This window comes from Pontitalea aquivivens, assembly GCF_046507575.1.
GTDB lineage: Bacteria > Pseudomonadota > Alphaproteobacteria > Rhodobacterales > Rhodobacteraceae > Pontitalea > Pontitalea aquivivens.
In genome coordinates this window covers 112269-131271 of record NZ_JBKFEY010000005.1, presented here as the reverse complement: position 1 = coordinate 131271, position 19003 = coordinate 112269, and the positions used below count along the sequence as shown (strand labels likewise).

19 protein-coding genes are annotated in these 19003 nt (G+C 65.6%); 17 read left to right on the top strand and 2 right to left on the bottom strand.

Annotated elements, in window-relative coordinates; genetic code table 11:
• From ACK8OU_RS09080 to ACK8OU_RS09045, 8 genes are read left to right on the top strand one after another with little or no spacing between them, the layout of a single operon-like run.
• On the top strand, positions 1–975 hold the full coding sequence (locus ACK8OU_RS09080) for a carbohydrate ABC transporter permease (protein ID WP_410303057.1): 975 nt from the start codon (positions 1–3) through the stop codon (positions 973–975).
• Positions 976–988: 13 nt separating this feature from the next.
• Positions 989–2089, top strand: a complete 1101-nt coding sequence (locus ACK8OU_RS09075) for an ABC transporter ATP-binding protein (protein WP_410303056.1) — start codon at positions 989–991, stop codon at positions 2087–2089.
• Positions 2090–2099: 10 nt separating this feature from the next.
• Complete coding sequence (locus ACK8OU_RS09070) at positions 2100–2972, top strand: FAD binding domain-containing protein (RefSeq protein ID WP_410303055.1); 873 nt, start codon at positions 2100–2102, stop codon at positions 2970–2972.
• The gene (locus ACK8OU_RS09065) at positions 2969–3463 is read left to right on the top strand and encodes a (2Fe-2S)-binding protein (protein ID WP_410303054.1); all 495 of its coding nucleotides are present in this window, start codon (positions 2969–2971) and stop codon (positions 3461–3463) included. Before ACK8OU_RS09070 ends, ACK8OU_RS09065 begins: the two co-directional genes overlap by 4 nt.
• Complete coding sequence (locus tag ACK8OU_RS09060) at positions 3460–5838, top strand: xanthine dehydrogenase family protein molybdopterin-binding subunit (protein WP_410303053.1); 2379 nt, start codon at positions 3460–3462, stop codon at positions 5836–5838. Before ACK8OU_RS09065 ends, ACK8OU_RS09060 begins: the two co-directional genes overlap by 4 nt.
• Complete coding sequence (locus ACK8OU_RS09055; RefSeq protein ID WP_410303052.1) at positions 5835–6737, top strand: NAD(P)-dependent oxidoreductase; 903 nt, start codon at positions 5835–5837, stop codon at positions 6735–6737. The genes ACK8OU_RS09060 and ACK8OU_RS09055 overlap by 4 nt, the downstream gene beginning before the upstream one ends.
• Entirely contained in the window at positions 6737–7336 is a 600-nt protein-coding gene (locus ACK8OU_RS09050) for a CoxG family protein (RefSeq protein ID WP_410303051.1), read from the top strand. Before ACK8OU_RS09055 ends, ACK8OU_RS09050 begins: the two co-directional genes overlap by 1 nt.
• A gap of 13 nt (positions 7337–7349) precedes the next feature.
• Positions 7350–8522: a M20 aminoacylase family protein gene (locus tag ACK8OU_RS09045; RefSeq protein ID WP_410303050.1), complete on the top strand. Its 1173-nt coding sequence runs from the start codon at positions 7350–7352 to the stop codon at positions 8520–8522.
• 15 nt (positions 8523–8537) lie between these two features.
• On the opposite strand, the gene ACK8OU_RS09040 is transcribed toward ACK8OU_RS09045, so the two are convergent.
• The gene (locus ACK8OU_RS09040; protein WP_410303049.1) at positions 8538–9188 is read right to left on the bottom strand and encodes a TetR/AcrR family transcriptional regulator; all 651 of its coding nucleotides are present in this window, start codon (positions 9186–9188) and stop codon (positions 8538–8540) included.
• Positions 9189–9384: 196 nt separating this feature from the next.
• Here ACK8OU_RS09040 and ACK8OU_RS09035 point away from each other — a divergent pair, with 196 nt between their 5' ends.
• The 3 genes from ACK8OU_RS09035 to ACK8OU_RS09025 are packed head-to-tail and all read left to right on the top strand — an operon-like array spanning position 9385 to position 11452.
• Complete coding sequence (locus ACK8OU_RS09035; RefSeq protein WP_410303048.1) at positions 9385–9843, top strand: CoxG family protein; 459 nt, start codon at positions 9385–9387, stop codon at positions 9841–9843.
• Positions 9844–9873: 30 nt separating this feature from the next.
• On the top strand, positions 9874–10857 hold the full coding sequence (locus ACK8OU_RS09030) for an XdhC family protein (protein WP_410303047.1): 984 nt from the start codon (positions 9874–9876) through the stop codon (positions 10855–10857).
• Positions 10847–11452, top strand: a complete 606-nt coding sequence (locus ACK8OU_RS09025) for a nucleotidyltransferase family protein (RefSeq protein ID WP_410303046.1) — start codon at positions 10847–10849, stop codon at positions 11450–11452. Before ACK8OU_RS09030 ends, ACK8OU_RS09025 begins: the two co-directional genes overlap by 11 nt.
• Here the strand turns inward: ACK8OU_RS09025 and ACK8OU_RS09020 are convergent.
• Entirely contained in the window at positions 11449–12066 is a 618-nt protein-coding gene (locus ACK8OU_RS09020; protein WP_410303045.1) for a TetR/AcrR family transcriptional regulator, read from the bottom strand. The two genes, ACK8OU_RS09025 and ACK8OU_RS09020, sit on opposite strands and share 4 nt — an antisense overlap.
• A gap of 146 nt (positions 12067–12212) precedes the next feature.
• Between ACK8OU_RS09020 and ACK8OU_RS09015 the strand changes: the two genes are divergently transcribed.
• From ACK8OU_RS09015 to ACK8OU_RS08990, 6 genes are read left to right on the top strand one after another with little or no spacing between them, the layout of a single operon-like run.
• Entirely contained in the window at positions 12213–13049 is an 837-nt protein-coding gene (locus ACK8OU_RS09015; protein WP_410303044.1) for an FAD binding domain-containing protein, read from the top strand.
• Positions 13042–13545, top strand: a complete 504-nt coding sequence (locus tag ACK8OU_RS09010) for a (2Fe-2S)-binding protein (protein WP_410303043.1) — start codon at positions 13042–13044, stop codon at positions 13543–13545. The genes ACK8OU_RS09015 and ACK8OU_RS09010 overlap by 8 nt, the downstream gene beginning before the upstream one ends.
• Positions 13542–15923 carry a xanthine dehydrogenase family protein molybdopterin-binding subunit gene (locus tag ACK8OU_RS09005; protein ID WP_410303042.1) on the top strand — a complete coding sequence of 794 codons (2382 nt, stop codon included), beginning with the start codon at positions 13542–13544 and terminating at the stop codon, positions 15921–15923. The genes ACK8OU_RS09010 and ACK8OU_RS09005 overlap by 4 nt, the downstream gene beginning before the upstream one ends.
• 30 nt (positions 15924–15953) lie before the next feature.
• Positions 15954–17009, top strand: coding sequence for a C4-dicarboxylate TRAP transporter substrate-binding protein (locus ACK8OU_RS09000; RefSeq protein ID WP_410303041.1), 1056 nt, complete (start codon positions 15954–15956; stop codon positions 17007–17009).
• A 60-nt stretch (positions 17010–17069) separates the two neighbouring features.
• Complete coding sequence (locus tag ACK8OU_RS08995) at positions 17070–17603, top strand: TRAP transporter small permease (protein ID WP_410303040.1); 534 nt, start codon at positions 17070–17072, stop codon at positions 17601–17603.
• Positions 17600–18928, top strand: a complete 1329-nt coding sequence (locus ACK8OU_RS08990) for a TRAP transporter large permease (protein WP_410303039.1) — start codon at positions 17600–17602, stop codon at positions 18926–18928. Before ACK8OU_RS08995 ends, ACK8OU_RS08990 begins: the two co-directional genes overlap by 4 nt.
• Positions 18929–19003 lie beyond the last annotated feature (75 nt).

Genomic DNA, 19003 nt, shown 5'->3' with positions numbered 1-19003 from the left:
ATGACCCATGTTTCCGCCCCCTCCGCCGTCAGGGCCGCCGATACCACCGATTACCGGCGCCGCCGGCAGGTCGCGCGCATCGGGCAGCGCGTGGTGATCGCCCTGGCATCGCTGGTGCTGGCGATCTATGTGCTGGCGCCGGTTTCCTGGCTTGTCTCATCGTCCTTCCAGACCGAAGCCGAGATCGTTTCGGTTCCGCCGCACTGGATACCGGATGAACCGACCCTGCGAAACTTTTCGGCCATCTTCACCGCGGGCGAGCAGAAAGAGATTACCTATGAAACCCGGTCCGGGGTTGATCCGGCTGCGGGCGGGTTCATTCCGTCCACGGCCAGGAACCTTTTGCCCTCGATGGCCAACAGCCTGATCGTGGCCACGCTGGTGGTGATCCTGAACCTGCTGGTGGGTGTGCCGGCAGCCTATGCCATCGCCAAGATCCGGTTCTGGGCGCGCGAGGCATCGGTCTATTTCATCCTGATCACGCGGGTCATCCCCGATATCGCCCTTGTGGTGCCGTTCTTCCTTGTGATCCGCAAGCTGGGGCTGCTGGACAGCCTGACCTCGCTGGTCATCACCTATCTGGCGGTGACCGTCCCCTTCACGGTGTTCATCATGGTGCAATATTTCGAGGGACTTCCTGATGAACTGGACAAGGCGGCGCGGGTCGATGGCTGTTCGCGGCTGCAGGCGCTGATCCGCGTGTTCCTGCCGCTGTCGATGCCCTCGCTGGTGGCGGTGGTGCTGTTCACCTTCCTGACAAGCTGGAACGAGTTCCTGCTGGCGCTGATGTTCACCCAGACCGAGGCCTCGCAGACGCTGCCGATCCTGCTGGCGTCGTTCACCTCGGATTTCACGATCAGCTTTTCCTTCATCAACGCCGCGGGCGTGCTGGCCATCGTGCCGCCGGTGATCGTGGCGATCGTCTTCGAACGTTACATCGTGTCCGGTCTGACCGCCGGCGCAGTCAAAGGCTAGAAAGGACCCCGCCGTGGCCCGTATCCGCTTTGCCAATGTGAACAAGAAATATGCCAACGGGTTCCACGCGGTGCGTGACCTGAACCTTGATATCCGCGACCGGGAATTCATCGTGCTTCTGGGGCCGTCGGGGTGTGGCAAGTCCACCACCCTGAACATGATCGCGGGCCTTGAAGAGGTGACCGAGGGGGACCTGACCTTTGACGATCAGGTCGTGAACTACATGCCGCCGCACAAGCGGGATGTGGCGATGGTGTTCCAAAGCTATGCGCTTTATCCGCACAAATCGGTCTATGACAACATCGCCTTCGGCCTGCAGATGCGAAAGACGCCGAAGGATGAAATCGACCGCCGCGTGCGCAGTGCGGCGCAAAAGCTGGAAATCGCGCATCTGCTTGATCGCCGTCCCTCGCAATTGTCGGGCGGGCAGCGCCAGCGTGTCGCGCTTGGCCGGGCGATGGTGCGCGAACCGTCGGTCTTTCTGATGGATGAACCGCTGTCGAACCTTGATGCGGCGTTGCGCATTTCGATGCGCGCCGAGATCAAGGAATTGCACCGCGCGATGCAGACCACCTTTGTCTATGTGACCCATGATCAGGCCGAGGCGCTGACGCTTGCCGACCGGATCGTGGTGATGAAGGATGGTGTGGTCCAGCAGATCGGCACGCCGGACGACATCTACGAAAAGCCCGCGAATACCTTTGTCGCCTCATTCCTGGGCAATCCGCCGATCAACTACATCGACGGCCAGCTGGAGCTTTCCGAGGATGACAGCATGGTGTTTCGCCGCGGTGATCTTGCGCTGTGCCTGCCGCCGCAGATCGCGGCCCGGTTGTCCGGGCAGGGCGGGCGCGGCGTGCGGCTTGGCATTCGCGCCGAGGATGTGGATGAAAGCGGCGTGATGGAGCCGGGCAAGACCATTGCCGGGGTGGTGAATTCGGTGCTGCCGGTCGGGTCGGATCAGTTTCTGGGGATGCAGCTGGGGGATGCGGAACTGTTCTTCCGCGTCGGCAAGGATCTGCGCCATGCCGAGGGCGAGGCCGTCGTTCTTGCGGTCGACGTGAACCGCCTGCACCTGTTCGACCGGGATACCGGCGCCTCGCTCATCTGGTAGGGCGGGGGCCATGAAACCTTGCGCCTTCACCTATCACCGGCCCGGAACCGTTCCCGATGCACTTGCGCTTTTGCAGGCGCATGGGGCCGAGGCGAAGGTTATCGCCGGTGGGCAAAGCCTTGGCCCCATGCTGAACATGCGGCTGGCGCGGCCCGGGCATCTGGTGGATCTGAATGACCTGCTGGAACTGGATTATCTGCGCCCCGAACCCGGCTTGCTGGAGATCGGGGCGATGACGCGCCACCACCGGCTGGCGACCGCGCCCGAGCTGGCCAATGCCCTGCCGCTTGTGGCTACCATGGCGCGGACCATCGGCCATTATGCGATCCGTCAGCGCGGAACCATAGGCGGCAGCCTTGTGCATGCCGATCCGGCGGCGCAATTGCCGCTGGCGGCTGTGGTTCACGATGCCGAAATGGTCCTGCACGGCCGCGACGGAACCCGCCTTGTGCCCGCCCGTGACTTTCTGCAGTCGATCATGACGGTGGACCTCGCGCAGGGGGAAATCCTGACCGCCGTTCGCTTTCCGCTGCCCGAGGCCGGAACGCGGTGGGCCTTTGAGCTGTTCAGCCGCCGGCACGGTGATTTCGCCATTGCCAGCGTCGCCCTGATGATCCGTCTTGGCGGGGATGGGCGGGTTGTGGCGCTGCGGCTTGGGCTGGGCGGCGTCGACAGTGTTCCGATCCGGCTGGGTGAGCTGGAGGAACGTTTGTGCGGCGAAAAACCCGATAGCGGTTTTCGGGACGCGCTGGCGACGGCTGCTGCAGGTGCGATCCGCCCCGAGACCACTGCCCAGCTGCCCGCAGCCTACCGCCGCGATCTTGTGCAGGTGCTTGTTGCGCGCGCGCTGGACAGCGCCCTTGCCCGCGAGGTGACCCCATGACCGCAAGTCCCCCGGACCTGATGATGTTGTCGCTGAGCGTGAATGGCGAAACCCACGAATTTCGGGTGCCCGCGCGCAAGCTTTTGTCCGACGTGCTGCGCGAGGATCTGATGCTGACGGGAACCCATGTCGGGTGCGAACACGGGGTTTGCGGTGCCTGTACGGTGCTTGTCGATGGGCGCCCGACACGATCCTGCCTGACCTTCGCCGCGCAGATGGAGGGGCATGAAATCACCACGATCGAGGCCGTCGGAACACCGGACGCGCTGTCGCCGCTGCAGCAGGCCCTGCATGAAGAGCACGGCCTGCAATGCGGTTTCTGCACATCCGGGATCGTGATGACCTTTGAGGCCTATCTGAAGGAAAATCCCGCGCCTGCCGAGGCCGAGATCCGCGATGTCCTGTCCGGCAATCTGTGCCGCTGCACCGGGTATCAGCCGATCGTGGCGGCCATCGCCAAGGCTGCGGCACGGATGCGGGGCGCGTCATGACCGAGGGGTTCACCCAGATCGGCCGCGCCTTGCCGCGCAAGGAGGATCGGCGCCTGGTCTCTGGCAGGGGGCGGTATCTGGACGACATCGCGCTGCCGGGCGCGCTGCATGTGACCTTTGTTCGTTCGCCCCATGCCCATGCGCGCATCCTGGGCATCAATACGGAAGAGGCCCTGTCGATGCCGGGTGTGGTTGGTGTCTTCACCGGCCACGATCTTGCGCAATGGACCACGCCGCTGCGCCTGGCCCCGCCGATTGAAGGGTTGCTGCCGACCGAAATGACCACTCTGCCGATCGGCAAGGTGCGGTTTCACGGCGATCCGGTGGCCTGTGTCGTTGCCCGCGATCGCTATCTGGCCGAGGATGCGGCCGAGGCCGTCGTGGTGGATTATGAACCGCTGGAGGCGGTGACCGGCATCGCCGCCGCCTTTGCCCCCGGCGCGCCGGTGGTGGATGAGGCCGCCGGCAGCAACATGGTGTCGCGGCAACGTTTTTGCGCGGGCGATCCCGCCGCGCGCCGGGCCGGGGCGCACAAGGTCGTCGAGGCGCGCTTTGGCCTGCAGCGCCACACCCATGTTCCACTGGAAACCCGCGGCTGCGGCGCCGAATGGGATGACGGGCGCGCGCATCTGACGCTTCATATCGGCAATCAGGTGCCGCATCCGCTGCGCGGGCAGCTGGCCGCGCGGCTTGGGCTGTCCGAAAGCCAGGTCACGGTGATCTGTCCCGATGTCGGGGGGGCGTTCGGCCAGAAGATCGCCCTGTACCGCGAAGAACTGACGGTCGCGGCGCTGGCGCGGCATCTGCGCCGCAATCTGCGCTGGCGCGAGGACCGGATGGAAAACCTGATGGCCGCATCGCATGCGCGCGAATATGATTGCCGGACCCGGGCCTCGGTCGGGCCGGATGGCCGGATTCTGGGCCTTGAGCTGGAACTTGACGAGGATTTCGGCGCCTATTGCTTTTTTCCGGCGAATTACATGGCCCGCGTGATCGCCCTGATCCTGACCGGCCCCTATCGGATCACCGATTATGCCTTTGATGTGCGTGTTGCCCTGACCAACAAATGCGGCGCAGGGCCGATGCGGGCGCCGATGGCGATCACCAGCTGGGTCATGGAAGGCACGATGGATGCCATCGCGCGCGATCTGGGCCTGGACCCGCTGCAGGTGCGCCGCACCAATGCCTTGCGCCCGCAGGATTTTCCCTGGCGGATGCCGACGGGCGAGGTACTTGAAGACATCACCCCGCACCAGACGCTGGAGACCGTCGCCGGGGCGGTGGATTATCCGGCATTTCGCGCCCGGCAACGCCGCGCGCGGGCGGATGGGCGGTTTGTGGGGCTTGGCCTGTGCACCGTCGTTGAAAGCACGACCTATGGATCGGCATTCTACAAGTCGGCGGGCATTCCCGGTTCCGGTCACGAGGCGGCCTGGGTTCGGATCGAACCCAGCGGCGCCGTGAATGCCTCGGTCGGGTTGATGGGAACGGGACAGGGCTATGAAAGCCCCCTGTCGCAGGCGGTGGCCGAAGGGCTGGGGGTCAGGGCCGAAGATGTCACCATCCATCTGGGCAATACCGATGTGGCCCCCTATGGCATGGGCAGCCGTGGCGCGCGGGGGGCTACGGCGGGCGGGGGGGCGCTGTATCTGTGCGCGCAAAAGGCGCGCGACCGTGTGCTGGCGATCGCGGCGTCCATTCTGGGCGTGAACTCGGCCAAGGGGCTGCGGCTTCGGGATGGCCGGGTCGAACGGATGCTGGGTGTGGAATGGCAGGATACCGGGGTGACGCTTGGCGATGTCGCGCGGCGGGCCTACCTTGACCCGACCGCGCTGCCCCAGGGGATCGCGCCTGGGCTTGACTTTGCCCTGACCTATGATCCGCCGCCGATGACCTATTCCAACTCGACCCATGCCTGCGAGGTCGAGGTTGACCCCGCCACGGGATCGATCCGGGTGTTGCGCTATGTCCTGGCCGAGGATTGCGGCACTGTCCTGAACCCCATTGTCGTGCGGGGCCAGCAGCAGGGCGCCGTTGCCATGGGCCTGAGTGGCGCGCTGCTGGAACAGGTCGTTTATGACGCGGCAGGACAGAACCTGTCGGCCACGCTGGCCGATTACCTTGTGGCGACCGCCTGCGAGGTGCCCCCGATCGAGATTTTGCACCACAACACCCCCAGCCAGCGCACCCCAGCGGGTATCAAGGGCATGGCGGAAGGCGGCGTGATGGGCGCGATCGGCGCCCTGGCCAATGCCGTCAATGATGCGCTTGCCCCCTTCGCGGTAACGATCGACCGCTTGCCCCTGTCGCCCCAAAGCATCCGCGCCCAGCTGCGCGACAAGACGCCCGAGACCATGGAAAGGACCCAATCGTGACATCTGCGCCAGAAACAAAGTTCAAGGTCGGCTTCATCGGGCTTGGGATCATGGGCGCGCATATGGCGGGGCATGTTCTTGCCGCGGGCCATACGCTCAACCTGTTCAATCGCACGCGGGCCAAGGCCGATGCCCTGATCGGGCGCGGCGCGATCTGGCACGACAGCCCGGGCGCGGTCGCGGCAGCAAGCGACGTCGTCATTACGATCGTCGGCTATCCGGCCGATGTCGAGGATGTCTGCCTTTCGCCCGGCGGCATCGTTGAACGGGCGCGCCCGGGCACGGTGCTGATCGACATGACCACCTCCAGCCCCGCGCTTGCCGTCAGGATTGCACAGGCGGCCGCGGCGCGCGGTCTTGTGGCGCTGGATGCGCCGGTGTCGGGCGGCGACGTGGGCGCGCGCGATGCGAAACTGGCCATCATGGTGGGCGGCGAGGCGGCGGCCTATCAGCGCGTCTTGCCGATCCTTCAGGTAATGGGTGGCAAGATCGCGCGCCTTGGCGGCCCTGGCGCCGGCCAGCATACCAAGATGGCCAATCAGATCGCCATCGCCTCGACCATGCTGGCGGTCACGGAAAGCATCAGCTACGCCCGGCAGGCGGGTCTTGACCCCGATCAGGTGGTGGATGTGATCGGCACCGGGGCCGCGTCCAGCTTTCTTCTGAACGGTCTGGGGCGGAAAATGATCCGCGAGGATTTCGCGCCCGGGTTCTTTATCCATCACTTTGTCAAGGACATGACCATCGCGCTGGACGAGGCGGGGCGACTGGGGCTGGACCTGCCGGGGCTGTCGCTGGCGCGGTCGCTGTATGAAAGGCTGGTGGCCGACGGTTTCGGCGCCGAAGGCACGCAGGCGCTTTACCGGATCTATAACGCCGTTCACGCGGGGCAGGTCTGATGCGGTTCGAGGGCGATCACCTGATCCCGGCGCCACCGGACACCGTCTGGAAGGGCCTGAACGATCCCGAGGTGCTGCGCCGCGCGATCCCGGGTTGCACGGCCATGGAACAGACGGGTGAAACCGAATTTACCGCAACGGTCGTCGTGCGTGTGGGGCCGGTATCGGCCAGCTTCAAGGGCAAGGTCGCGTTGACCGACCTGGACCCGCCGCGATCCTACAAGATCACCGGGCGCGGGCAGGGGGGGGCCGCGGGCTTTGCCAGGGGCGCCGCGACGATTACCCTGACGCCCGAGGATCAGGCGACGCGCTTGCGCTATGTCGCCGAGGTCGAGGTTGGTGGCAAGCTGGCGGCCGTGGGCGGGCGCCTGATCCAGAGCGTCGCGCGCAAGAATGCCGAGGATTTCTTTACCGCGTTCTCGGATGTCGTGACCGGCGTGGCGGATCGTCCCCGCGCCGCGCCCGTCCCCGCGCGCCCCGTCGCGCAGGGCGGGTTGGCGCAGGCCGCGGCCGGGCATATTCCGCTGATCGACCGGGTTGCATGGCTGCTTGTCGGGGTGGGGATCGGGCTGGGCCTGGCGTGGATTTTCGGGCATTGATCGGGAGAGGGTCTTGAACATCGCACAAAGCATCCGGGACATGGTTCCCTTGTTGGAAACCTGGCGCCATGCCTTGCATTCCCGCCCCGAAACCGCCTTTCAGGAACATGCGACGGCTGCCCTGATCGCGCGTGAACTGCGCATGATGGGCCTGGAGGTGCATGAAGGCATCGCCGGAACGGGCGTTGTCGGCATCTTGCGCAACGGCGCGGGCGGGTCGGTCGGCCTGCGGGCGGATATCGATGCGCTCGACATCGCCGAAACGACCGGGCTGGACTATGCCTCGACCATCCCCGGCAAGATGCATGCCTGCGGCCATGATGGCCATACCGCGATGCTGCTGGGTGCGGCCCGGGCCATGGTGGAGGCACCCCCGGGGCCGGGCACCGTCGTCTTTATCTTTCAACCCGCTGAGGAGAACGAGGGCGGCGCGCGCGTCATGGTCGATGCGGGCCTGTTCGACCGCTTTCCCGTCGACCGTGTCTTTGCCATGCACAACTGGCCGGGGCTGGATGTCGGGCGGATCGCGGTCCGCCCCGGACCGATGATGGCCGCCTTCGACACATTCGAACTGACGCTGACGGGCAAGGGGTCCCATGGCGCGATGCCGCATCAGGGGATCGACCCGATCACGGTGGCCGCGCAGGTGCAGATGGCCTGGCAGACGATTGTCAGCCGCGTGATTGATCCGACGGATTCCGCCGTGATCTCGGTCACGCAGGTCCATGCGGGGCATACGCTGAACGTCATTCCGGCCGAGGTTATCCTGCGCGGGACCGTCCGCTCGCTTCGGCCGCAGACGCGCGATCTGCTGCAATCGGAAATGGCCCATCGCGCCGGCTGCGTGGCCGAGGCCTTTCACGCGACCGCCGAACTGACCTATCAGCGCCGCTATCCTGCGGTTGAGAATGACCCGATCGCAGCCGAAATCGCCCGGCAGGCCGCCACCGCGGTGCTGGGCCCGACCGCGGTCGAGACGGCACTGCCCCCCAGCATGGCCAGCGAGGATTTTGCCTTCATGTTGCAGAAGGTGCCCGGCGCCTATCTGTGGATCGGCAATGGCAGCGCCGAGGGCGGGCGCAACCTGCACAGCCCGAACTATGATTTCAACGATGCGATCCTGCCGATCGGGGTTCAGGTTCTGGTCGAGGCGGCCCGGCGCAGCCTGCGGGGTGCGGATGGCTGAACCGGCGCGGGCGCGCTAGCGGGCCCCCGTATCCCTGAATGCATGGGTAATACCGCCGAAAAAGGCCCGCACGGTTCGTTCCACGGTGGCGCCGATATCGTCTGGAACCTTCGTGGCATAGACATATTTGCGCAGCGCCGTATAGAAAACGCCGCCATGCAGGCCCCAGAACAGCTCTTCCTCGGCCTGCGAAGGGGGGGCGGGGGGCAGGTCCAGGTCATGGCGCATCTCGGCGACGGCGGGGCGAATGATTTCGTCGCGGATGATGGACAGGTAACGTTCGGGCAAGCCATAGGATTTCAACCCCGACGAAATGAAGATGCGTACCCAGTCATAGTCAAAGACGCAATCGGCATAGTCGCGGTAAAAGCGGATCAGGCGGTCTTCCAGCGGCAGGGTTCGATCCGTGATCAGCGCGCCCCATTCGCGGCGCCAGCGACCCGTGTACAGGTGTTCATAGACACGTTCGATCAGCGCTTCCTTGCTGTCGAAATGGCGGTAGATCACGGCATGCGAAATGCCCAGTCGCTTGGCCAGTTCGCGGGTCTGCCCTTCAAACCCGCATTCCGCAAAGAATCGGACCGCGCCTTCAAGGATCTGCCGTTCGCGGTCGTCCCAGCGCATGTTCTTTCGGCGCGGTTGCGGCGTCGCGGTGTGATCTTCCATCGGGGCTGCTCCGGATCTTCGGCGTGACCATACCGCGACCGGCATAAGTGACCAAGTGGTTATTTTTTTCTTGCGCGGAATCAGTGGCTCTGCCACTTGTAACCAGATGGTTACAAATCGGGCGCGGGCCGCGCCGGATATGGATGTGACCCCTTGTGCCCGGCCGTGCCGCCGGGCCGCGCGACAGGAGGACTGCATGGAACTGACCGGCGAACATCGGCTGAACCAGCCGCCCGAAGTTGTCTGGGCGGCGCTGTTTGACAGCGCGACCCTGGCGGTCGCCATCCCGGGCTGTGAACAGCTGGAACAGACCGCCGAGAATGCCTTTGCCGCGACCGTAAAGATCAAGATCGGCCCTGTTGCGGCGCGCTTCAAGGGCGATGTGGAACTGTCCGAAATGGTGCCGCCGATGTCCTGCCTGCTTTCCGGCAAGGGGTCCGGCGGGGTTGCGGGCTTTGCGCGCGGCTCGGCCCAGGTCGTTCTGACGGCGATCGAGGAGGGCACATTGCTGACCTATACCGCCGATGCGGCGCTTGGCGGCAAGCTGGCATCGCTGGGCAGCCGGCTGATCCAGTCCACGGCGAACAGATTGGCGAATGACTTCTTCACCACATTCAGTCAGGTTCTGAACGGAGAGATCGTGCAAACCGACTGACCTGCATCCGGAACAGGGGGGCGATGCGTCTTGGCACAGAACGCTGAAGAACAGGCAGGGACGCGGCAGGCGGCCTGCGTGCCGCAGGTTCGCCCCTTTCGGTTGACCGACCGCCCGCGCGAGATATTGGACTTCGCCCTGCAGGCGGCGGCGTCGGGCACGGGGTGCGCCTTTGTCACGCTGGTCGGGATCGTCGGCGGCGCTGCGCGCGCGCTGGGGGCCAACATGGCGGTACGGGGCGACGGCGGCTTTTGCGGCTTTGTCTCGGGCGGTTGCGTCGAGGCGGCGGTGGCGGCCGAAGCCGTGGCGGCGCTGGCGGCGGGCAGGGACCGGCAGGTCCGCTTCGGCAAGGGGTCACCCTTCTTCGATATTGTCCTGCCCTGCGGCGGGGGGCTGGGGCTGGCCATCCACGTCCTGCGCGATCCGGCGCCGATTGCTGCGGTTCTGGAAAGCCTTTCGGCGCGCGTGCCGGCGCGGCTGATTTATGATCCTGCCCGCGAAACCCTGCAGATGGCGCGCGGCGCCGGTGTCACCGGCTTGGCTGACGGGGTCTTTTGCACCAGTTACCGGCCGGATCTGCGCCTGTTCCTGATCGGGCAGGGTCTGGAAGCCCAGGCCTTCGCGCGCCTTGCGCAGGCCGCAGGGCTGGAGATCGTGCAAGGCCCCGGCGATGACCTTGCTGCCATCCCCGATGCCCATAGCGCGGTGGTGGTCCTGCGCCATGATGTGGAAAACGAAATCGGCCTGCTGCGGCGCGCACTGCAAAGCGATGCGTTCTACATCGGCTGCCTTGGCGGGCGGGCGACCCATGCCCGGCGCACGGCGCTGTTGCGCGCGGCGGGTGTGACCGAGGACCAGATTGCGCGGATTCACGCGCCGATCGGGCTTTTCGGGCCGGCGCGCGATGCGGCCGCAATCGCGACCTCGGTTCTGGCCGAAGTGTTGATGCAGCGCGACAAGCTGGCGTTGCTGGCGGATCGCGCGGCCGGGGGTGCGGCGCAGCATGGGCGATGAAACGGGGTTCAGGCAGGACGCAAGCGGCATCGCGGCGATCGTGCTGGGCGCGGGATTCGGCACGCGCTTTGGCGCGGGGGACAAACTTGCGCAAGGGCTTGATGGCCGGGCGGTCGCACATCATGTGTTGCGGGTGATCGACCCGTTTCGTTGGGGCGCGCGGGTTCTTGTGTGCCGCGACGGTGCCGGATGGGCCGGGGCCTTTGCAGACCGCGGGTTTCAGATTCGTATCAATGATCAGGCCGAACGGGGCATGCTGGGGTCACTGCATCTGGGCGCGGCGGTGGCGGCGGGCTGTGCCCGTGTCGCGGTCTTTCTGGCCGACATGCCGCGGATCGATCCGCGGCATGTGGCCCGGCTGGTGCAACTGTCCGATGCCGCCCCCGACCGCATCGTCGCGTCCGCCGCTGGCGCCTATCGCGGGCCGCCCGCGATCATTCCCACGGATCGGTTGAAGGCCCTGCCGCATAGCGGCGAGGGCGGGGCGCGGTCATTGCTGCGCGATGCGCTGATCGTGCAGGCCGACGCCGCTACGCTGGCCGATGTCGATACCGCCGACGATCTTGCCGCCCTGCATCGCCAGGCCGGGGTTTAATCCAGACCGAATGCCGAAAGAAAGCGGGTTACGGCGGCCTCGATCGCGGGGCGATCCTCGATGGGCGTGGGCACCTGATAGACGAAGCGGCGAATGCCGATGTAGACGATCCCGCCGTGCAGGTTCCAGATGTCCTCCATGTCCGGCAAGGCGTGGCCCGGCGCGGCGGCAGCGATTTCCTCGCGCATGGGCCCCAGCAGCAGACGGCTGAGATGGGCCAGATAGCGCCGGTTCAGTTCGGCCCCCGCCAGCCCGGAAAACATGAATATGCGCATCCATTCATAGGTGAAGATGGCCTGGGTGTAGCTTTCGTAGAAGGCGACGATCCGGTCCCTGATCGGGCGGCTGCGATCGGTCAGCAACAGCGGAAGTTCGGGCGACAGGCGGTCGATATAGACATGTTCATAGACCGCTTCCAGCAGGTCAGCCTTGGTCGTGAAGTACTTGAATATCAACGATTGCGTGACGCCAAGCCGGCGTGACAGGTCGCGTGTCGTCCCTTCCAGTCCGACCTGTGCGAAAAAGGCGACGGCACCCGCCACGATCTGCGCGCGGCGGTCATCCGGGGCCATGCGGCGCCGGTCGGGTGAAGGCGGGGTCGGGTCACTGTTCACGGCACTATCCTCTAGCTGCGTTCTCGGCCGGTGCAAGCCGGTGCATGCGTGGCGATGAAAATTTTACTTGCTTTGAGACGATTCCTTATAGATCAATTGCTCAATAAGGCGGGACAGAAGAGGTCACCGCCCAAGGGAGGGTCACGATGAAGGCAACCATGGCCGGATATGTCCGGGCCAGAGATCTGTCCCATGCTGTCGCTTTGCTGGCCGCCTCGGGCGGCGAGGCGCGGCCGATTGCCGGGGGGCAAAGTCTGGTGGCGGCGATGAACCTGGGTCTGACGGGGGAACTGCAGCTGGTCGACATCACCGGCGTTGACGCGTTGCGCGGCATTCGCCGCGACGGCGACCGGCTGGTCATCGGCGCGCTGACAACCCATGCGCAGCTGGGTGCCGACCCGCTGGTCCGGGCCCATGTGCCCCTTTTGCACAAGGCGGTGCCGCTGATCGCCCATGCCGCCATTCGCGCCCGGGGTACCATCGGCGGGTCGCTGGCGCATTGCGATCCGGCGGCCGAACTGCCCGCCTGTGCGCTGGCCCTGGGCGCAAGGATCGAGGCCACGGGCCCCGGTGGCAGCCGCTGGATCGACGCCGAGGATTTCTTTCTGGACACCTTTGAGACCGCGCTGGAACCCGATGAGGTTCTGTGTGCCATTTCGGTTCCGGTGGCCGCGGCGGACGAGGTGCAGATGATCGCGGAACTGGCGCGGCGATCGGGTGACTATGCGCTTGCCGGTCTTGCGCTGGTGCGCCGGGCAGATGGGCATCGGCTGGCCTGTTTCGGGGCGGATTCGCGCCCGGTTCTGGCGCGCGGCGCGATGGCGGCGCTGGATGCGGGCGATGTTGAGGCCGCCGTCGCCGCCCTTGGCGCCGAACTTGATCCGCCCGGCGACACCCAGGCAAGCGCCGCCTATCGGCGCCATATCGCGGGCGTCCTGCTGCGCCGGACCGTCATTCAGATGAAGGAGGCCACCGATGGCTGAGGATTTCGCAACCGAAATCGACCTGCGCTTTACCCTGAACGGTGAGGCCGCCCGGGCCCGGGTGCCGGCGGCGCAACACATGATCGACGTGCTGCGGCTTGAATTCGGCATGACCGGCGCGCATGCGGGCTGTGAACACGGGGTCTGTGGTGCCTGCACGATCCGGGTGAACGGCCAGATCGTGCGCGGCTGCCTGACCCTTGCCGCGCAGGCGCAGGACGCCGAGATCTGGACGGTCGAGGGTCTGTCGGACGCAGGCACCATCGCCGATCTGCAGGCCGCCTTCGTCGAACGCAACGCCCTGCAATGCGGGTTCTGCACGCCGGGCATGCTGGCCACCGCAGCCGACCTGCTGGATCGCGGCGGCATTCCCAGCCGGGCCGAGATCCGCGAACATATTTCGGGCAATTACTGCCGCTGCACCGGATATGAGGCCATTGTGGATGCCATCGAAACCGTCGCCCGGGCGCGCGCAGCGCAGGAGACTGTGGCATGACGATCGATTTCGGCAATCCGGACCGCCCGAACAGCTATATCGGCAAGACCGTGCCGCGACCGAATGCCGGGCGCCTGGTGCAGGGGCGCGGGCGCTATGTCGATGACATCGTCCTGCCGCGCATGGTGCATGTGGCATTCGTGCGCAGCCCCCATGCCCATGCCCGCATCACCGGCATCGACCACAGTGCCGCGACTGGCATCGAGGGGGTGCGCCGGGTCTTTGCCGGCCCCGATCTGGCCAAGGTCTGTACCCCGTGGGTGGCGGTTCTGGCGCATTTGAAGGGGCTTAAATCCGCGCCCCAGCATCCGCTGGCGATGGACCGGGCCACCTGGGTGGGCGAACCCATCGTCGCCGTGGTCGCCGACAGCCGCGCCGCCGCCGAGGCCGGGGCCGCGGTGGTCGAGGTGGACTATGATCCCCTTCCCGTGGTTACCGACATGATGACCGCGCTTGACCCCGAAACGCCGGTGATCCACCCTGATTTGGGCGACAACCTGGCCTTTCGCCGTTTGCATGAGGCCGGCGATGTCGAGACGGCGATGGCGGCCGCGCACAAGGTCGTCACCCAGCGGTTCAAGACCGGCCGACACACCGGCGTCACACCCGAGCCGCGTTCGATCCTGGTGGACTGGAACCCCGCCGAGGGGCAGATGACGGCCTATCACGCGACCCAGGCGCCGCACATGATGCAGACGGTTCTGGCCCAGCATCTTGGCCTGGCCGAGGGCGCGGTGCGGGTGATCTGCCCCGATGTCGGCGGCAGCTATGGCATCAAGGTCCATGTCTATCCCGATGAGGTCGCCACGGCGGCCATTGCCAGGATCATGGGCCGCCCGGTCAAGTTCATCGCCGACCGGCTGGAAAGCTTTACCACTGACATCCATGCCCGCGACCACGAGATCGAGGCGCGGATTGCCGTGGATGCCGACGGTCGCATCCTGGCCTTCGACATCGACGACTGGACGGCGATCGGCCCCTATTCGGTCTATCCGCGGACATCGGCGATCGAGGGTAACCAGGTCGTCAACCTCTGTGGCGGGCCCTATGACTTCGCGCATTACCGCGCGCGCACCTCGGTCGTGTTCCAGAACAAGACGCCGACCTGCCAGTACCGCGCCGTGGGCCACCCGATTGCCGCGGCTGTGACCGAAGGCATGGTCGATCTGGCGGCCGAGGCGCTGGGGATGGACCCTGTGGAAATCCGGCGCCGCAACCTGATCGCGGATGACGCCTATCCCTACACGGCGCCGACGAACATGCGTTTTGAAGGCCTGTCGCACCATGCTTCATTGAACAAGCTGGTCGCGATGATGGATTATGACGGCCTGCGCCGGGATCAGGCCGAGGCGCGCGCCCGCGGCATCCATCGCGGCATCGGCATTGCCAGCTTTATCGAGCTGACGAACCCCAGCCCGTTCATGTATGGCATCGGCGGGGCGCGCATCTCGGCGCAGGATGGGGCGACGGTGCGGATGGACCCGGACGGATCGGTCGTGATCCTGTCGGGGGTGACCGAACAGGGCCAGGGAACCGAGGCGATGTTGGCGCAGGTCGTGGCCGAAGGCGTCGGCGTGCCGGTCGAACGGGTCCGTGTCATCACCGGCGATACCCAGATCACGCCCTATGGCGGTGGCACCTGGGCCAGTCGGGGGGCGGGTATTGGCGGCGAGGCGGCCTTGCAGGCGGGGCTGGCGCTGAAATCCTCGATCCTTGATGTCGCCGCCGCCATGCTGCAGGCCGCGCCTGGCACCCTGGATGTCGTGGCGGGCGAAGTGGTGGACCGTGCCACCGGCGAGCCGCGCATGGCGCTGTCGGAACTGGGCCGGATCGTCTATTTCCGCGGCGATACCCTGCCAAAGGGCCTGCCGCGGGAACTGGTGCAGACGCGCCATTTCATCACGATGGACTATCCCTTCGCCTTTACCAATGGGGTGCAGGCCTCGTATGTCGAGGTCGACCCGGAAACCGGCTTCGTCAAGCTGCTGAAGCATTGGTGCGTCGAGGATTGCGGGCGGGTGATCAACCCGCAACTGGTCGACGAACAGATCAGGGGCGGGATCGTGCAGGGCCTTGGGGGCGCACTGTATGAAGAATGTGTCTATGACGAGGAAGGCCAGATGCTGAACGCCAGCATGGCCGATTATCTAGTGCCGATGGCGGCCGAGATGCCGGACATGATCATTGGCCATGTGGAAACGCCCACGAAGGAATCGTTGCTGGGGGCGAAAGGCGCAGGAGAAGCGGGTACCGCCGGCGCGCCGGCCGCCGTCATGAATGCGATCAACGATGCGATCCGCCCCTTGGGTAGGCGTATCACCCAGATGCCGATGACGCCCGAGCGCATCCTGCGCGCCCTCGGTCGGCTGCAAGACTAACCGACATCACGTATCCAGGGAGGAATACAGATGCAGATCAAGCACTTGTTTACGACCGGCGCGGTTGCGCTGGCGCTTGCGGGGGCCGCGCATGCGCAACAGACCATCACCGTCAACATCGGGTCCAGCCACCCCGAGGCCAATATCTGGGTCTACGCCATGAAGAATGGCTTCCAGCCCGAGGTGGACCGTATTCTGGCCGAGACCGGCGAATACAAGGTCAACTGGGTCGAGGCCTATGGTGGCACACTTTACAAGTTCACCGACACCCGCGCGGCGGTGCGTGACGGGATCGTCGATGTCGGCATGGTCGGGACGGTCTGGGAAGGGGCGACGATGCCGCTTCAGAATGTGACCTATTTCACGCCCTTCGCGACCGATGACCACAAGTTGCTGATCGAGATTTTCGATGAACTGACCGAAACCCTGCCCGAACTGCGTGACAGCTGGGCGGATCAGAACATGGTGCATCTGTCTTCGTTGATCACCGACAGCTATGACATCTATGCGACCTTCCCGGTGACCCGGCTGGCCGATCTGCAGAACCGCAAGGTCAACGCGCCCGGTACCTCGGCCAACTGGCTGCGCGACACCGGCGCCACGCCGATCGATGGGGCGCTGACCACCTATTACACCAATATCCAGACCGGCGTGTCAGAAGGCGCCCTGTCCTTTGCCTCGGGCATATTGCCGACCCGGGTCTATGAGGTGGCCCCGCACCTGACCCGGGTAGGGATTGGCGCGATGTATTTCGGCGGCATCGCGGTGAACAAGACCTTCTTCGACGGCCTTCCCGCCCCGGTGCAGGATGCCTTCCGCGCGGCGGGCAAGGTCACCTCGCAGACCCATGGCGACTATGTCAGCCAGCTTGCCGAAAAGGCGATCACCGACATGCAGGCCGCGGGCCTGCAGATCGCCGATCTGCCCGAGGCCGAAAAGACCGCCTGGGTGCAGGGCCTGCCCAACATCGTCGAACCCTGGCTGCAGCAGTCGGGCGATGCGGGGGCGGTGGTGCTCAAGGCCTATTTCGAGGCGCTTCGCGCGCGGGGCGTGGCACCGTTGCGCGACTGGGCCGAGGGGCTCTGAGGGGTTGACGAACCAACCGGGCGCAGGCTGCGCCCGGTCTATTCCGATGAAGGACGCATCATGGCGCAAGGCAGGCAGGGCATGACCGATGGCGAGGGGCGGACGCCGCTGGACTGGATGGCAAAGGGCCTTCTGGCGCTTGGGTCGATCTGGACGGTGGCGTTGATGGGGCTGATCGTGGCCGACGTGATCGGGCGCAGCTTCCTTGACCGCCCCATCACCGGCGTGGCCGAGATCGCGGCGCGGTCCGTCGCGGCGATCGTGTTTTTGCAGGTATCCGCCGCGATCCTGTCGCGCCGGTTGACGCAGGCCGATTTTCTTCTGTTGCTGTTGCAGCACTATTCCCCCGGGCTGGTGCGGGCGCTGAACGTGGTCTTTGCCCTGACATCCGCCATCGTCTTCGGGCTGATCCTTTATGCGGCCTGGCCGGGCACAGTCGCAACCTGGCAAACCGGCGAGTTCTTTGGCGTGCAGGGTGTGTTCACGATTCCGCTCTGGCCGTTCCGGATGATCCTGTGCGCGGGGGCGGGGCTGGCGCTTTTGTCATCGCTTCTGGTGGCCTTTCGCTTTCTGACGGGCCGGGTGCAGGCATGACGACACTGGGCATCGGCTTTCTTCTTATCGCCGTTCTGGTGGTGCTGGTTCTTCTGGGGCTGCACATCGCGGTAGCCCTGTTTCTGGTTGGCTTCATCGGTATCTGGGTAATCCGGGGCAACATCGACCTGGCCTTCCGTATGCTGGACCTGAGCGCGTGGAACGGCATCGCCGACTATCTGTTCGCAACCATTCCGCTGTTCGTGATGATGGGGCTTCTGGTCAGCGTGTCGAACGTCGGCCGCGACACCTTTGCCGTGGCCGAGGTGCTGCTGCGTCGTCTGCTGGGGGGGCTGGGCGTGGCCACCGTTGCCGCCAACACGGTCTTTGCCGCGGTCACGGGGGTTTCCATCGCCTCGGCGGCGGTCTTTACCCGCGTCGCCGTCCCCGAGATGCGCCATCACGGCTATCGTGCCGAATTCGCCGCGGGAACCGTTGCCGGATCGTCGGTCCTGGGCATGATGATCCCGCCCTCGCTGCTGCTGATCGTCTATGGCGTTCTGGCCGAAGTCTCGATCGGCCGGCTGTTCGTCGCGGGCGTGATCCCGGGTTTTCTGCTGGCGGCGGGTTTCGTGGCGATGATCGTCGCCATGGCCGCGTTGCGCCCGGGGTTCGTCTTCGCCGATCCCGTGGCTGCCAGGACGCGCAGCCGGGCAGCTGCGGTCCCCACGATGGCGCCTGGCGAAATGGTGCGGCGGCTTCTTCCGATCCTGCTGCTGGTGGCGCTGGTGCTGGGCGGGCTTTATTCGGGCTATTTCACCCCGACCGAGGCAGGCGGCGTCGGCGCCTTTGGCGCGTTGATCATCGCCCTGGCGCGGCGCAGCCTGACGCCGCGCATCGCCTGGGATCTTGTGCGCCAGACCGGGATCATCTCGGTGTCGATCCTTCTGCTGCTGATCGCCGCGGGGTTTTACAGCCGGATGCTGTCGATCGCGGGGCTGCCATCGGCGATCGCCGATCTGGTGCGCTCGGGCGGGTTCACGCCGACGGGCTTTCTGCTGGCCTATGTCGTGTTGATCATCCTGATGGGCATGATCCTGGACAGCACGTCGATCCTGCTGATCATGGTTCCGATCGTCGCGCCCATCGCACAAAGCTTTGGCTTCGATCTGATCCATTTCGGCATCATGACGGTGCTTGCGGTCGAGATCGGGCTGCTGACGCCACCCTTCGGCATTTCGGTCTTCACGGTCCACAACGCCCTGAACGATCCGGCTGTCGGGGTCGAGCGGATCTTTCTGGGGGCGCTTCCGTTCATCCTTGTGATGCTGCTTGTGCTGGCGCTGATCGCGGCCTTTCCGCTGTTGACCACGGTGCTGGTCTAGGCTTTCGGCCGGGCCCGCGCAGGAACAGGATCCGGGCAGGGGCGCCGGTGACCGACCGGCTGACGCCCCATCATT

Coding starts and splice junctions, on each gene's coding strand:
- ACK8OU_RS09010 (WP_410303043.1), top strand. CDS start 13,042: ATGGCTGAGGATTTCGCAACCGAAATCGACCTGCGCTTTACCCTGAAC.
- ACK8OU_RS09000 (WP_410303041.1), top strand. CDS start 15,954: ATGCAGATCAAGCACTTGTTTACGACCGGCGCGGTTGCGCTGGCGCTT.
- ACK8OU_RS09025 (WP_410303046.1), top strand. CDS start 10,847: ATGGGCGATGAAACGGGGTTCAGGCAGGACGCAAGCGGCATCGCGGCG.
- ACK8OU_RS09065 (WP_410303054.1), top strand. CDS start 2,969: ATGACCGCAAGTCCCCCGGACCTGATGATGTTGTCGCTGAGCGTGAAT.
- ACK8OU_RS09005 (WP_410303042.1), top strand. CDS start 13,542: ATGACGATCGATTTCGGCAATCCGGACCGCCCGAACAGCTATATCGGC.
- ACK8OU_RS09035 (WP_410303048.1), top strand. CDS start 9,385: ATGGAACTGACCGGCGAACATCGGCTGAACCAGCCGCCCGAAGTTGTC.
- ACK8OU_RS09060 (WP_410303053.1), top strand. CDS start 3,460: ATGACCGAGGGGTTCACCCAGATCGGCCGCGCCTTGCCGCGCAAGGAG.
- ACK8OU_RS09050 (WP_410303051.1), top strand. CDS start 6,737: ATGCGGTTCGAGGGCGATCACCTGATCCCGGCGCCACCGGACACCGTC.
- ACK8OU_RS09040 (WP_410303049.1), bottom strand. CDS start 9,188: ATGGAAGATCACACCGCGACGCCGCAACCGCGCCGAAAGAACATGCGC.
- ACK8OU_RS09070 (WP_410303055.1), top strand. CDS start 2,100: ATGAAACCTTGCGCCTTCACCTATCACCGGCCCGGAACCGTTCCCGAT.
- ACK8OU_RS08990 (WP_410303039.1), top strand. CDS start 17,600: ATGACGACACTGGGCATCGGCTTTCTTCTTATCGCCGTTCTGGTGGTG.
- ACK8OU_RS09015 (WP_410303044.1), top strand. CDS start 12,213: ATGAAGGCAACCATGGCCGGATATGTCCGGGCCAGAGATCTGTCCCAT.
- ACK8OU_RS09080 (WP_410303057.1), top strand. CDS start 1: ATGACCCATGTTTCCGCCCCCTCCGCCGTCAGGGCCGCCGATACCACC.
- ACK8OU_RS08995 (WP_410303040.1), top strand. CDS start 17,070: ATGGCGCAAGGCAGGCAGGGCATGACCGATGGCGAGGGGCGGACGCCG.